The organism is Pseudovibrio japonicus (assembly GCF_014651595.1).
Classification (GTDB): Bacteria; Pseudomonadota; Alphaproteobacteria; order Rhizobiales; family Stappiaceae; genus Pseudovibrio; species Pseudovibrio japonicus.
Genome location: NZ_BMXE01000002.1, coordinates 242613 through 257557, shown reverse-complemented (window position 1 = coordinate 257557; position 14945 = coordinate 242613). Strand labels below are relative to the sequence as shown.

The 14945-nt window shown below is 52.6% G+C and carries 13 protein-coding genes; 11 read left to right on the top strand and 2 right to left on the bottom strand.

Features of this window, described 5'->3' with window-relative positions:
- Positions 1-162: 162 nt before the first annotated feature.
- Positions 163-516, top strand: a complete 354-nt coding sequence (locus IE076_RS05935; RefSeq protein ID WP_189435857.1) for a carboxymuconolactone decarboxylase family protein — start codon at positions 163-165, stop codon at positions 514-516.
- Positions 517-652: 136 nt separating this feature from the next.
- Positions 653-1480, top strand: coding sequence for a DNA polymerase beta superfamily protein (locus IE076_RS05930; protein ID WP_189435856.1), 828 nt, complete (start codon positions 653-655; stop codon positions 1478-1480).
- Positions 1481-1622: 142 nt separating this feature from the next.
- On the opposite strand, the gene IE076_RS05925 is transcribed toward IE076_RS05930, so the two are convergent.
- On the bottom strand, positions 1623-2000 hold the full coding sequence (locus IE076_RS05925) for an MAPEG family protein (protein ID WP_189435855.1): 378 nt from the start codon (positions 1998-2000) through the stop codon (positions 1623-1625).
- 261 nt (positions 2001-2261) lie between these two features.
- On the opposite strand from IE076_RS05925, the gene IE076_RS05920 reads away from it, so the two are divergent.
- The 9 genes from IE076_RS05920 (at position 2262) to lpdA (ending at position 14439) form a co-directional block, all read left to right on the top strand.
- Entirely contained in the window at positions 2262-2720 is a 459-nt protein-coding gene (locus IE076_RS05920; protein ID WP_189435854.1) for an arsenate-mycothiol transferase ArsC, read from the top strand.
- 188 nt (positions 2721-2908) lie between these two features.
- On the top strand, positions 2909-3445 hold the full coding sequence (locus IE076_RS05915; protein WP_189435853.1) for an AprI/Inh family metalloprotease inhibitor: 537 nt from the start codon (positions 2909-2911) through the stop codon (positions 3443-3445).
- 232 nt (positions 3446-3677) lie between these two features.
- Positions 3678-4829 (top strand): cell division protein ZapE, encoded by a 1152-nt coding sequence (gene zapE, locus IE076_RS05910; RefSeq protein ID WP_189435852.1) that lies wholly within the window; start codon positions 3678-3680, stop codon positions 4827-4829.
- A gap of 194 nt (positions 4830-5023) precedes the next feature.
- Positions 5024-5986 carry a malate dehydrogenase gene (gene mdh, locus IE076_RS05905; RefSeq protein WP_189435851.1) on the top strand — a complete coding sequence of 321 codons (963 nt, stop codon included), beginning with the start codon at positions 5024-5026 and terminating at the stop codon, positions 5984-5986.
- A 92-nt stretch (positions 5987-6078) separates the two neighbouring features.
- A complete protein-coding gene (sucC, locus tag IE076_RS05900) occupies positions 6079-7278 on the top strand; it encodes an ADP-forming succinate--CoA ligase subunit beta (protein ID WP_189435850.1) in 1200 nt (399 codons plus the stop codon).
- A complete protein-coding gene (gene sucD, locus IE076_RS05895) occupies positions 7278-8201 on the top strand; it encodes a succinate--CoA ligase subunit alpha (protein WP_189435849.1) in 924 nt (307 codons plus the stop codon). The genes sucC and sucD overlap by 1 nt, the downstream gene beginning before the upstream one ends.
- A gap of 182 nt (positions 8202-8383) precedes the next feature.
- Positions 8384-11353 carry a 2-oxoglutarate dehydrogenase E1 component gene (locus IE076_RS05890; RefSeq protein WP_189435848.1) on the top strand — a complete coding sequence of 990 codons (2970 nt, stop codon included), beginning with the start codon at positions 8384-8386 and terminating at the stop codon, positions 11351-11353.
- A 66-nt stretch (positions 11354-11419) separates the two neighbouring features.
- Positions 11420-12931, top strand: a complete 1512-nt coding sequence (gene odhB / locus IE076_RS05885) for a 2-oxoglutarate dehydrogenase complex dihydrolipoyllysine-residue succinyltransferase (RefSeq protein ID WP_189435847.1) — start codon at positions 11420-11422, stop codon at positions 12929-12931.
- A gap of 104 nt (positions 12932-13035) precedes the next feature.
- Positions 13036-14439 carry a dihydrolipoyl dehydrogenase gene (lpdA, locus tag IE076_RS05880; protein WP_189435846.1) on the top strand — a complete coding sequence of 468 codons (1404 nt, stop codon included), beginning with the start codon at positions 13036-13038 and terminating at the stop codon, positions 14437-14439.
- Between the two features lie 56 nt (positions 14440-14495).
- On the opposite strand, the gene IE076_RS05875 is transcribed toward lpdA, so the two are convergent.
- Positions 14496-14927, bottom strand: a complete 432-nt coding sequence (locus IE076_RS05875) for a hypothetical protein (protein WP_209008896.1) — start codon at positions 14925-14927, stop codon at positions 14496-14498.
- Positions 14928-14945 lie beyond the last annotated feature (18 nt).

Below are 14945 nucleotides of genomic sequence, written 5' to 3'. Positions count from 1 at the left end.
GCTGAGTAAAGATTGCAATGGCTTGCCCGCCAGATTAACAGGTCATTTAGGTAGAAACACCAGTAATTTTAATGACCTAAGCGCATTGCTTTTGACTTTTGTCATTGTTGGATCCTGATGTACTGTTATTATTAGTAATAACTAATATAAAGGAGCTGAAGCATGGCTGTAGAAAACTGGCAAGAATTCCTGAAACAAACCGACGGTCGCCTCGCTGAACTTCGCCCGGGTATCCCAGGCGTCATGAAGGGCTTCGGCGAGATCGCGAAAAACGCGATTGGCGCCGGTGCGCTTGATGCAAAAACCAAAGAGTTGATCGCGCTCTCAATCGGCGTCGCTGCGCGCTGTGATGCTTGCCTGGGCTACCACGCTAAAGCCTGCATCAAGTATGGTGCGACTCGCGAAGAAGTGAGCGAAGCGCTTGGTGTTGCAGTCTATATGGGCGGCGGCCCGTCCCTGATGTATGCAGCAGAAGCGCTGAGCGCATTTGATGCGCTTTCCGAAGACGCGAAGTAAGACACCGCGCATCTTCACAGGACCTCCCTGTTTTCCTAAGACTTGGAGAGCAAACTGCTCGAGTGCACTTGCCCTGAATTGCGTTCAAGGGTAAGTGCAACGAGGAGAAGCCTCTTAGATTTCAGGTTAGACAATTTTGGTCGATGCACCATCACAAGCTGGTTCAGATAATTCCTCTGTTTTTCTAGAGCTCGAAAAAAGCTTTCGTGATTTGGAAAACAAGAGCAACCTGCGTGTTTTGCACGCGGGCGACCTCTCGCACCTATACCTGAACAAGAAGACTGAGGCCTACTACGCCAACTGCCGGTTCATTTACATCCGGTCAATCGAGCATTACCTCTCTCTTTTCCCTGCGGATGAAACCGTTGAGGTTGATGCCACTGTCCCGGCAAACGTCTCTGGCTGGGATTTGAAGAAGACCCTCATTGCACTGCTGAAAGGGAATCCTGAACCACTTGACTGGGTTCAGTTGAAAGACCCGTATGCAGGCCATGAAGAGTTTCCGAAATCATTGATTTCCTTCGCTCTTGAGCATTGCGACCCAGTCCGCTTCGCCCTCTATCATTACAACCGGCTTGAGCGTCAGAAGCATCGATTCGACGGTGTCGCGCTCAGCGAGATCGTGCCTGAGCGTCTCTATGATCTCATCCGCTCATCACTAGTGCTGCGCTGGTATAACCAGAACCGTTATCAGGGCATTCCGCCCTCTCGCCTGACCGAAATTGCGGAGGCGACGTTCATTCGCCCGGTTCTGCGTGGTGAGATTGAAGAGCTGGTTGAGCGAAGCGAAGCTGGAATGATCAAAGACGTTGTGCGCCCGGCTGGCGCTATCAACGACCTGATCCTGTCGGAACTGGAAGCAGGCCCTGCGCTGCTCGCCCGTCGCCGCAGGCCATTTACGAAAGAAACCGCCGCACAAGCGGACAGGTTCTTCCTTAAGTGGGCGGTCCACCCCAAAAACTAAGGGGCTGCCAAGGCCTTTTGTTTACTTCTCGCGCCAGCAGAGCCGCAGAAATCGCGGAACTGCGCCAGTTTGCGTGAGAAAGATGTTTACCTTTCTCACAATACCTTGAAATCGCGGGGATTATGGCCCTCAGCGCATACTGTTATGACCACGCCGGAGACGTGAACAGCGCAACCGAACAGATCAACCCAATGAACCAGACAACGGAACGCAGAGTGGCGCGGTCAAGCCAGTAACAGGCGATGAACAGAAGGCGCATTGCAATGAACAGGCCACACAGTCTTTCGATCCAGTCTGGGTCGCCGCCATAGGCAAGAGCGACGAGAACCGACACAGCGTAAAGAGGGAAAGCTTCGAGGCCATTGACCTCAGCGGAGCGTGCGCGCAAGCGAAATCCCTCTTTCCAATACTTTGGATCTCTTGGATTTGAATTGTCAAAGTCACGTGAAAACTTGGCAGGAAGGACAGATAGCCATGGCATCAGACCAGCAATCAGTATTGTCCAGAGAGGAAACGACATTGTGTATGCTCCAAATAAAATCAGAAAAATCGGGGTCTTTATACAGGCGATCAGCAGCAAAGTGAATTGAGTTCACTTAGGTTTGGCGTCGTCAGTGCGGATTAGTCCGTATTTCGGCGGCGCTCATTCCCAAAACACCGCAATTATTTGCAGCGCACCGTTGAGTGTCATCTATCCGAAGAAAAAGGCCACTATTAAGTGCCCGAACCAAGTGACACCGAATGATTGGACACTGTCCTGCGCTCCAATGGAGGCGTGCCTATGATTAAGGCGAATGTACTGTTTGTTTGCGTTGATAATTCATTCCTGAGTTTGGCGGCAGAAGCCTACTTCAATCAAACCGCAATGGGCGGGCTGCGTGCCTTTTCCGGCGGGCCTATGCCGCGTGAGGAGATGGTCTCTCTCACAAAAAAGGTTCTTTTTGCGCATGGAATGGAAGAGGCTGGGCTCCATCCCAAGTCCTGGTCGATTTTCTCGCTCCCGCAAGCACCTCAACCGGATTACGTAGTAAGCCTTCAGAAAAGCGTGCTTCTCGACAAGCAACCAGTCTGGCCTGGTCACCCAATGAAGTTAAATTGGGACATTTGCCTAGATGAAAACAGACCACAGAACATAAAAGAAGCGACGGATGCCTTCCGCAAGATCAGAGAATCTATAGATCTGGCGCTCTCTTCGAAGACTTTTTCAAGTGATTCTCTGAATTGGCGTGCTGCTTGCTAAAATTGTCCGCCGCTATGCTTTGTCGGGGATTGTTAAATTTTCTAATATTTCCCCAAGTGACCATGAGTTTTCGTGGGAAACTGAAATTTTTTTGGGTGTTAAACCTTCCACCTGCCTTGTTTTGGGGGCAATTTCTTAAGGTCTTTATGGTTAATACGCCTTATTAACAAGGCTGGGATGACACCACTATGAATCGTAGTACGACGATTGCATTTGTTTCTGTAGTTGCACTCTTCACAATAGCGTGCCAACGGACGACGTACACCCGCAGTTATGTCTCTCCGTTGCCTGCTTCCCCGATCTCACCAATCGAGGGCCAGACCCTCTCTCCAATTCCTGGGCAACCGGGTTCTGAAGGGCAGATTCTGGTAGATGGTCAGGATGCAAACGCTAACTCGCAGGTTGTAACCGCACCTCCTGCTCCAGACGTAAACGCAACAGGCGGCTCTCTTGGTCGCACTGACCTGCTCGGTGGCTGGAGCGTCTCTTCTGGCGGTGACAACTGTAAGCTCTTCATGACGCTGACCCAATGGAGTGGTGGCTACCGCGCGAACACCCGCGGCTGTAGCGACGCAACGCTCTCTCAGATCTCCGCTTGGAATCTGAATGGTAATCAGGTCGAGTTGAAAGATGCTGGCGGCGGAAACGTAGCAACCCTTTCTGGTAGCGGAACCAACTTCTCCGGCCAGACTGCAAACGGCGCTCCAATCAACGTGGCTCGCTAATCATCAATTGATGATCCTATAGGTATTACAGCGTTGCGCTCTGATTGAGTGCAGCGCTTTTTGCGTTAGATCAAGCGCTGCATAGATTTTGATCTGATATGACGCATAGGCTTTACGAATAACCCCTATTGTACTTGCGTCAGGGGAGGGCTCTCCTTTATGCCATGGGCACATATGCCCATCAGATCTGGCGGTTTGCCCTCAGAGATTCAGCTTAAGGAATGTGCGCCCCGTGCTTGAGAATACGTCTAACCTAACAACCGTCCTTGCCAACTACGAAGCAATGGTCGCGCGCGGCGATCTGGAAGCAGATCCGGCGCAGATTCAGGTGGCAAAATCTCTGGATGCTTTGACTGCACAAATGTCAAAGCGAAAGCCGGAAGAGAAGAAGGGGCTGCTGGGGCGCCTGTTTAACAAGAACAAAGAAGAGCCCGAGTTTATCAAAGGCTTGTACGTCTGGGGCTCTGTAGGGCGCGGTAAAACCATGCTCATGGATCTGTTCTATGATCTGAGCCCCGAACCAAAGAAGCATCGCTCGCATTTCCACGAGTTCATGGAGGGGATCCATGATCGGATCTTTATGGTCCGCAAGCAGATCAGTGCTGGAGCGATCAAGGACCGCGACCCGATCATCCCGATTGCAGAAGAGATCGCCAGTAACACGAAGCTTCTTTGCTTTGATGAATTCACCGTGACAGACATCGCCGACGCCATGCTGCTTGGTCGCCTGTTTGGCAAGTTGTTTGAGGCGGGAGTGATCGTCGTGTGCACCTCAAATGTGGTGCCGGATGAGCTATATAAGAACGGACTGAATAGAAATCATATTCTTCCATTCATCCGTTCTTTGAGTGAGCGCATGAATGTGCTGCATCTGGATGCGCCAACTGATTATCGCCTCGAAAAGCTCTCAGGAGCGGATACGTACCTTGTGCCTGCTGACGCTGAAACTCTTCAGCACATGGAAAAACTTTGGGCCAGTATGACTTATGGCCTGCAGTGCCACCTTGTTGAGTTGGAAAATAAAGGCCGGAAAATCCCTGTCAGCCGCACATGCAGCGCGATTGCTTGGTTCACATTCCAGGAACTGTGCAGCACCCCTCTGGGCCCCTCTGATTACCTGCGTATTGCACATGCTTTCAACACAGTTTTCCTCGAGGGTGTACCAACGTTGGACTACACACGCAGGAATGAAGCGAAGCGGTTCATCAATCTGATCGACACGCTCTACGACAATCAGGTCCGCCTCGTGATTCAGGCAGCAGCAGAGCCGCAGGACCTATATGTCGCTTCTACCGGAACGGAAGCATTTGAGTTCGATCGGACTGCTTCGCGGCTGATCGAAATGCGTTCGGAAGAGTACCTGATGGCCGAGTCGATTACGTAAAACTGAAAAAAATTAAATTTTTTCATAAATGACGTATTGAGAGCTTATCCAAACAGCTAAAAAAATGTCATTTTAGGGAAAATAACGCGCATGTGTGCTTCTATTGGCTTGCGCACATGCGTCAAAACCGCTACCCACTGCGACAAATAGGCACCATATATCATGGTTCTATGTTACGTAAAGGGGAGCTCCTCATGGCGCGCAACAAGATTGCTTTGATTGGATCTGGTCAGATTGGTGGCACACTTGCACACCTTGCTGGTCTGAAAGAACTGGGTGATATCGTTCTGTTCGATATCGCAGAAGGTATGCCTCAGGGTAAAGCTTTGGACTTGGCAGAATCTTCTCCGGTTGATGGCTTTGATGCAGGTCTGTCTGGCACAAACACCTATGAAGGCATCGCTGGTTCTGATGTCGTCATCGTGACTGCAGGTGTTCCTCGTAAACCTGGCATGAGCCGTGATGACCTGCTTGAAATCAACCTGAAGGTTATGGAGCAGGTTGGTGCTGGTATTAAGAAGTACGCGCCAGACGCATTCGTAATCTGCATCACCAACCCGCTCGACGCGATGGTTTGGGCTCTGCAGAAATTCTCTGGCCTGCCTGCAAACAAAGTTGTTGGCATGGCTGGCGTTCTGGATAGCGCTCGTTTCCGTTACTTCCTCGCTGAAGAATTCAACGTATCCGTAGAAGACGTAACCGCATTCGTTCTTGGCGGCCACGGCGACACTATGGTTCCGCTGACACGTTACTCCACCGTTGCAGGCGTGCCTCTGACCGATCTGGTTAAGATGGGCTGGCTCACTGCAGATCGTTTGGAAGAAATCGTACAGCGCACCCGTGATGGTGGTGCTGAGATTGTTGGTCTCCTGAAAACGGGTTCTGCGTTCTACGCACCAGCTGCTTCTGCAATTCAGATGGCTGAAAGCTACCTGAAAGATAAGAAGCGTGTTCTGCCATGTGCAGCGCATCTGGACGGTCAGTACGGCCAGAAAGACATGTACGTTGGAGTACCAACCGTTATCGGCGCCAACGGCATCGAGCGCATCATTGAGATCGATCTCAACAGCGATGAAAAAGCCATGTTCGACAAGTCCGTTTCCTCTGTAAACGGTCTCGTTGACGCTTGTAAGAAAATCCAGCCTGCTTTGGCATAAGCCGGCAAGCTTTGATCTAAAAAGGTTGGCAGCACACTGCGTTGCCAGCCTAGCTTCCTGCTCCGGCAGGGCCCTTAGATTGGGAAGTGCAGATGAACATTCATGAGTATCAGGCTAAAGCAGTCCTGAAAGAATACGGCGCACCGGTTGCTGAAGGTGTCGCAATTTTCTCCGCAGACGAAGCAAAGGCTGCGGCAGATAAACTTCCTGGCCCGCTTTGGGTTGTGAAGTCCCAGATCCACGCTGGTGGCCGTGGTAAAGGTAAGTTCAAGGAACTTGGCCCTGATGCAAAGGGCGGCGTTCGCTTGGCATTCAGCAAGGACGAAGTTGAGTCCCACGCGAATGAGATGCTCGGCAACACCCTCGTAACCGCTCAGACCGGTGACGCAGGTAAAGTTGTAAACCGCCTCTACATCGAAGACGGTGCCGACATCGATCGCGAACTGTACCTCTCCCTTCTGGTAGACCGCACCTGTGGTCAGGTTGCTTTCGTAGCATCCACTGAAGGCGGCATGGACATTGAAGAAGTTGCACACGCAACTCCTGAAAAGATCCTCACCCTGCCAATCAACCCATTGGAAGGCGTGACTGAGGAAAAAGCTTCTGCACTTTGCGACACCCTTAAGCTTGAAGGTGAAGCACGCGCGGACGGCATGAAGCTGTTCCCAATCCTCTACAAAGCATTTGTAGAGAAGGACATGGCTCTTCTCGAAATCAACCCGCTGATCGTCATGGAAAACGGTCGTCTGCGCGTTCTGGATGCAAAAGTATCCTTCGACGGCAACGCACTGTTCCGCCACGAAGATATCGTTGCTCTGCGCGATAAGACCGAAGAAGACGAAAAAGAGATCGAAGCTTCCAAGCACGACCTCGCTTACGTTGCTCTTGACGGTAACATCGGCTGCATGGTGAACGGTGCTGGTCTGGCAATGGCGACCATGGACATCATCAAGCTCTACGGTGCTGAGCCTGCAAACTTCCTCGACGTTGGCGGTGGCGCAACAAAAGAGAAAGTAACCTCTGCGTTCAAGATCATCACCTCTGATCCAAACGTACAGGGCATTCTCGTCAACATCTTCGGCGGCATCATGCGCTGTGACGTTATCGCAGAAGGCGTGTTGGCAGCTGTTAAAGAAGTTGGCCTGCAGGTTCCACTCGTTGTTCGCCTCGAAGGTACCAACGTTGAGCTTGGCAAACAGATCATCAACGAAAGCGGCATGAACGTGATCCCTGCTGACGATCTCGATGACGCAGCCCAGAAAATCGTAGCTGCTGTGAAGGAGGTCGCATAATGTCCATCCTCGTAGATAAAGACACCAAAGTCATCGTTCAGGGTCTGACCGGTAAAACCGGTACATTCCACACTGAACAGGCACTCGCATACTACGGCACCAAGATGGTTGCTGGTGTGCACCCTAAAAAGGGTGGCGAAACTTGGTCCAGCGGCATTGAAGGTGCAGCTGAATTGCCAATCTACGCTTCCGTTAAAGAAGCTAAAGAGGCAACTGGTGCAAACGCCTCTGTAGTTTACGTTCCACCAGCAGGTGCAGCGGCAGCGATCATCGAAGCGATCGACGCAGAAATCCCATTCATCGTTTGTATCACCGAGGGTATCCCGGTCGCAGACATGGTGAAGGTGAAAGCACGCCTCGAAAACTCCAACAGCCGTCTGCTTGGCCCTAACTGCCCAGGCGTTCTGACCCCTGAAGAATGCAAGATCGGCATCATGCCGGGCTCCATCTTCAAAAAGGGTAATGTTGGTATCGTGTCCCGTTCCGGTACCCTGACCTATGAAGCTGTATTCCAGACCACTCAGGAAGGCCTTGGCCAGACAACTGCTGTTGGTATCGGTGGTGACCCTGTAAAAGGTACCGAATTCATCGACATGCTGGACCTGTTCCTGGACGATCCGGAAACAGAATCCATCATCATGATCGGTGAGATCGGTGGTTCTGCAGAAGAAGAAGCTTCTGAGTGGCTTAAAGAGCAGGCTGCAAAAGGCCGCAAAAAGCCAATGGTTGGCTTCATTGCAGGCCGTACAGCGCCTCCAGGCCGCACCATGGGTCACGCAGGTGCTGTGATCTCCGGCGGTAAAGGCGGAGCTGAAGACAAGATTGCAGCAATGGAAGATGCAGGTATCCGTGTATCCCCATCCCCTGCTAAGCTTGGCAAGACACTTGTTGCGCTTCTCGAAGAATTGAAACAGGGCGCATAAAAATTACACCTCCTACACTATTTGGAGGCATATTAGATCGACTGTCGGTGAATCATTTTCACCGACAGTCTTGAGGAGGCAGTAAGTCCCCAGACTTGCTGTCAGTCGCGGGACCCAAGGGTATGTGGTGTATAGCACCCGCCCAAAGAAAGTAGGGCGGACCAAAAGTCCGCTTAAAAACGATGGCTCGGCAGGACGCGAACAATGTATTCGCGCTGACGTCGTTCCTATACGGCGCCAACGCTCCTTATATTGAGGAACTCTATGCTCAATATCAGGAAAATCCGAATTCACTCGATCCCGAGTGGAAAGAATTCTTTTCTTCGCTTCAGGACAACCCAGAGGATGTAATCAAGGAAGCTCGTGGAGCGACTTGGAAACGCCCTGACTGGCCGGTTCCGGCAAACGGTGAACTGGTTTCTGCCCTTGATGGCGACTGGCCTGCTGAAAAAGAGGTCAGCAAGAAGATTAAGTCTGCTGCCAAGAAGAATGGTGTCGAGCTAACCGAAGATCAGGTTTTGCAGGCAACCCGTGATAGTGTCCGCGCTATCATGATGATCCGCGCCTACCGTATGCGCGGTCACTTGCATGCCGATTTGGACCCGCTCCGCCTCGCAGTTCCTGGTGACCATGAAGAGTTGCATCCCGCGACCTATGGCTTCTCTGAAGGGGACTGGGACCGCAGAATTTTCCTGGACAACGTTCTGGGCATGGAATTTGCCACCATCCGTGAGATGCTGGACATTCTGAAACGGACCTATTGCTCCACCCTTGGTGTCGAGTTCATGCACATCTCTGATCCTGCTGCAAAAGCATGGCTTCAGGAGCGCATCGAAGGTCCGGACAAGCATGTTGCGTTCACTCCGGAAGGTAAGAAGGCAATCCTCAACAAGCTCGTTGAGGCAGAGGGTTTTGAAAAATTCCTTGATGTAAAGTACACTGGTACCAAGCGTTTTGGTCTGGACGGTGGTGAAGCACTGATCCCGGCGCTGGAGCAGATCATCAAACGTGGTGGTGCTCTTGGCGTGCAAGAGATTGTTCTGGGCATGGCACACCGTGGCCGTCTGAACGTTCTGTCTCAGGTGATGGGCAAGCCACACCGCGCAATCTTCCACGAGTTCAAGGGCGGCTCTTACGCACCGGACGACGTTGAAGGCTCAGGTGACGTAAAGTACCACCTTGGTGCATCTTCCGACCGCTCCTTTGACGACAACAACGTTCACCTGTCACTGACCGCGAACCCGTCTCACCTTGAGATCGTAAACCCGGTTGTACTGGGTAAGGTACGCGCGAAGCAGGACCAGTTGTCTGACTGGAAAGAAACTACGGAAGTTGAGCGCGCCAACGTTCTTCCTCTGCTGCTGCACGGCGATGCTGCATTCGCAGGGCAGGGTGTTGTCGCAGAATGTTTCGGCATGTCCGCACTGCGCGGTCACCGGACCGGTGGTTCGATCCACTTCATCATCAACAACCAGATTGGCTTCACAACCAATCCACGCTTCTCACGCTCCTCTCCATATCCGTCTGATGTGGCGAAAATGATTGAAGCGCCGATCTTCCACGTAAATGGCGATGATCCAGAAGCCGTGACTTATGCTGCGAAGATCGCGATTGAGTTCCGCCAGCAGTTCGGTCGCCCAGTAGTGATCGACATGATCTGTTACCGTCGCTTTGGTCACAACGAAGGCGACGAGCCTGCGTTCACGCAGCCAATCATGTACCGCAAGATCCGCAAACACGCGACAACACTTCAGATCTACGCAGACAAACTGGTCAAGGAAGGCCTGATGTCAGCAGAAGAAGTGGACAAGGCAAAAGCGGATTGGCGTGCGCATCTTGACCGCGAATTTGAAACTGGCGCTGTCTACAAGCCAAACAAGGCTGACTGGCTGGACGGTCGTTGGGCCAAGATGAAGGTGGCAAAGGACACCGATGAGCCACGCCGTGGTTCAACCGGCATTCCAAATGATGAGCTGAAGGATCTGGGCGAGAAGCTGTCCTCCGTTCCTGACGACTTCAACGCACACCGCACCATCCGCCGCTTCATGGGCAACCGCGCTAAAATGATCGAGACCGGCGAAGGTATCGATTGGGCAATGGGTGAAGCGCTGGCATTCGGCTCCCTTCTGCAGGAAGGTCATTCTGTTCGCTTGTCCGGTCAGGACTGTGAGCGCGGTACCTTCTCGCAACGTCACTCTGTTCTGTACGATCAGGAAGACGAGAACCGCTACATTCCGCTGAACCATGTCGGTGAAAAGCAGGGCCGCTACGAAGTCATCAACTCTATGCTTTCTGAAGAAGCAGTGTTGGGCTTCGAATACGGCTACTCTCTGACCGAGCCAAACGCGCTGACCATGTGGGAAGCACAGTTCGGTGACTTCGCAAACGGTGCGCAGGTGCTGTTTGATCAGTTCATCTCCTCCGGCGAACGCAAATGGTTGCGTATGTCCGGTCTGGTCTGCCTGTTGCCTCACGGCTATGAAGGTCAGGGCCCTGAGCACTCCTCAGCGCGCCTTGAGCGTTTCTTGCAGATGGCTGCGGAAGACAACATGCAGGTGGCGAACTGTACGACACCGGCAAACTACTTCCACATCCTGCGCCGTCAGTTGAAGCGTGACATTCGTAAGCCACTTGTTCTGATGACGCCTAAGTCTCTGCTGCGCCATAAGCGTGCAGTTTCCACACTGGAAGACTTCGGTGCAGATTCAAGCTTCCACCGTCTTCTTCATGATGATGCTCAAACGAACCCAGGTTCAACTGTTGAGCTGAAGAAGGATGACGAGATCCGTCGCGTGGTGCTGTGTACAGGTAAGGTCTACTACGATCTGCTCGAAGAGCGCGAGAAGCGTAACATCAATGATGTTTACATCCTTCGCGTTGAGCAGCTCTACCCATTCCCGACCAAGTCACTGTGTGTAGAGATGGCGCGCTTCCCGAATGCAGACGTAGTCTGGTGTCAGGAAGAGCCAAAGAACATGGGCTCCTGGTTCTTCATTCAACAGTACATTGAATGGGTTCTGGAGCATGTGAATGCAAAAGTGCATCGCCCACGTTACGTTGGTCGTCCGCCAGCTGCAGCAACAGCAACCGGCTTGATGTCAAAGCACTTGGCTCAGCTACAAGCTTTCCTCGACGATGCATTCGCCGAGTAAGTACATCGTAATCAGGTAAGTCCGACAGGCCTTTCAGGGGCCCTGAAACGAAAAGAGATAGAAACAATGGCGACGGAAATTCGAGTGCCCACACTGGGTGAATCCGTAACCGAGGCAACAATCGCTCAATGGTTCAAGAAACCGGGCGATGCGGTGAATGCAGATGAGCCACTGGTTGAGTTGGAAACAGATAAGGTAACTGTTGAAGTGCCTGCTCCTGTTGCCGGTAAGCTCGACAGCATTGATGTAAAAGAAGGCGATACCGTTGAGGTTGGCGCCCTTCTTGGTTCCATCTTGGAAGGCGCAGCTGGTGCTGCGTCCGCTCCGGCCGCCGAAGCTGCTCCTGCCGCAGCAAAAGCAGCACCTGCTGCCGCTGCTGAAACGGTTGAAGTTCTGGTACCACACGCTGGCGAAAGCGTGACCGAAGCTGAAGTTGGCGAATGGTCCGTGAAAGTTGGCGACGTTGTTAAGGCCGACGATATTCTCGTTGAGCTGGAAACCGACAAAGCAGCTCAGGAAGTACCAAGCCCGATTGCCGGCACAGTGGTTGAGATCGCTCAGGCAACTGGCGCAACCGTTGAGCCGGGCAACTTGCTCTGCAAAATCGCTAAAGGCGACGGCGCAGCTGTTGCTGCTGCTGCTCCGGCAGCTGCCGCTCCAGCACCAGCCGTTTCTGGCACAAGCATGCCAGCAGCACCTTCTGCGGCAAAGATGATGGCTGAAAAAGGCCTGTCTGCGGATCAGGTCGCTGGTTCCGGCAAGCGCGGTCAGGTTCTTAAAGGTGATGTTCTTGCAGCTGTTGCTGCCGGCGCAACTGCAGCTCCTGCAGCCGCTCCGGCCCCTGCTGCTGTTCGTGCTCCATCAGCTCCGACTGATGAAGTTCGTGAAGAACGTGTTCGCATGACCAAGCTGCGCCAGACCATTGCGCGCCGCCTTAAAGATGCACAGAACACCGCGGCTATGCTGACCACTTACAACGAAGTGGACATGAAGCCGATCATGGACCTGCGCAAGCAGTACAAGGATATCTTCGAGAAGAAGCACGGCGTAAAGCTCGGCTTCATGGGTTTCTTCACCAAAGCAGTGACCCACGCTCTGAAAGAAATCCCGGCTGTAAACGCTGAGATTGATGGAACTGACATCATCTACAAAAACTACGCACACATCGGCGTTGCTGTTGGCACACCGAAGGGCCTCGTAGTTCCTGTGGTTCGCGATGCAGACCAGATGTCCATTGCTGATATCGAAAAGGAAATCGGCAGCCTCGGTCGTAAGGGCCGCGACGGCAAGCTTTCTATGGCAGACATGCAGGGCGGCACTTTCACTATCTCCAACGGTGGTGTTTACGGTTCCCTGATGTCCTCTCCAATCCTGAACGCACCGCAGTCCGGTATTCTCGGCATGCATAAAATTCAGGAGCGTCCGGTTGCAATCAACGGTCAGGTGGAAATCCGTCCGATGATGTACCTGGCTCTGTCCTACGATCACCGTATCGTTGATGGCAAAGAAGCAGTGACCTTCCTGGTTCGCGTCAAAGAGAGCCTCGAAGATCCACAGCGTCTGGTTCTGGACCTCTAATAAAAAACGTGCCCGGCACTGGCCGGGCACATTTGTTTTTGCTGGAGATTGGCGCACCTGTTCTCTGTCGCTGCCTTCTCCCGACTACTTACAGGGATTAGCAAATGTCCTACGATCTCGTCGTCATCGGAACCGGCCCTGGTGGCTATGTTTGTGCAATCAAAGCAGCTCAGCTCGGCATGAAAGTCGCAGTAGTTGAGAAACGCAAAACCCATGGTGGGACCTGCCTGAACATCGGTTGTATTCCATCCAAAGCTCTGCTGCATGCTTCCGAAATGTTCGAGGAAGCCAACCACAACTTCGAAACCCTCGGCATTAAAACTTCCAAGCCTAAAGTGGATTGGAAGGCAATGCTGGCACACAAAGACAAAACAATCGACGGCAATGTGACCGGCATCGATTACTTGTTCAAAAAGAACAAGATCGACGTTCACACCGGTGTTGGCCGTGTGCTGGCTCAAGGTCAGGTAGAAGTGATGGCCGAAGACGGTTCCACCTCGATCGTCGAAACCAAAAACATCGTTATCGCCACCGGTTCTGACGTGATGCCTCTGCCGGGTATCGAGATTGACGAAAAGACCATCGTGTCCTCAACCGGCGCGCTATCTCTGGACAAAGTGCCGAACCGTCTGACCGTTGTTGGTGCTGGCGTGATCGGCCTTGAGCTTGGCTCCGTTTACGCGCGTCTCGGTTCTGAAGTGACCGTTGTTGAGTTCATGGACAAGATCCTCGGCCCAATGGATGCGGACGTTTCTAAGCAATTCATGCGCATGCTGAAAAAGCAGGGCCTGAAGTTCAAGCTGTCCTCCAAGGTCACCGCCGTACAGAAAAAAGGCCGTGCGCTGGAAGTCACCGTCGAGCCTGCTGCAGGCGAAGCAGCAGCTGAAACGCTTGATGCAGACGTGGTTCTCGTTGCAATCGGTCGCCGTCCTTACACCGAAGGTCTGGGCCTTGCAGAAGCAGGCGTTGAGCTGGACGACCGTGGCCGCGTGAAGACAGACAACCATTACAAAACCAATGTTGACGGCATCTTTGCCATCGGCGATGTGATCGCAGGCCCAATGCTTGCACACAAAGCCGAAGACGAAGGTGTTGCCCTTGCAGAAATGCTCGCCGGTCAGGCAGGTCACGTAAACTATGACGTCATCCCGGGTGTTGTTTACACATCCCCAGAGGTTGCCAGCGTTGGTAAGACTGAGGAAGAGCTGAAAGCTGCTGGTATCAAGTACAAGTCCGGCAAGTTCCCGTTCTCCGCAAACGGTCGCGCAAAAGCAATGCTGCACACCGAGGGTTTCGTGAAAGTTCTGGCTGATGCCGAAACAGACCGCGTTCTCGGCGTTCACATCGTTGGCTTCGGCGCTGGCGAGATGATCCACGAAGCGTGTGTTCTGATGGAATTTGGTGGTTCCTCTGAGGATCTGGGTCGCACCTGTCATGCGCACCCAACCATGTCCGAAGCGGTAAAAGAAGCTGCGATGGCGACGTTCGCCAAGCCAATTCATATGTAATCTGAAAATCTTCGGATTATGAAAAAGCCGCTTCAGGAAACTGAGGCGGCTTTTTTCTATTCGCGAACCAAAAGATAACTTCGGGTGATATCGGAGATCGTTGGGTCATGGTTCTCCGTGCGAACATAAGCCTGAATGCGCTCTCCCATTGGCCGTACTTCAACTCGCTTGGACTTGAAGAAGCCGCCGAACCGAAACGTTAAAGCACCAGAGAAGCTACGCTGCCCGTCTGCCCATCCCCATTTGCAATCCCGTGGAGAGCAGCTGGTGAAAGCACGCGCGCGTACGGCCAAGCGTCCTTCAAGGCACTCTCCCTCAATCTCGAGTCTGGACAGGTCCTTCAATTGCGCCTGCGGGTTCTCCCAAACGCCCAACTCCATCATTTCCGATTTTCGGACCTCGCAGTAAGATTGAGCCTGTGCTGCGGAAATGACCAAGGCAAACATGTAAACGAACATGCAGATGAATGTTGCTTGTCTAAGCTTCATGACTAAGAGCTCCCCCGC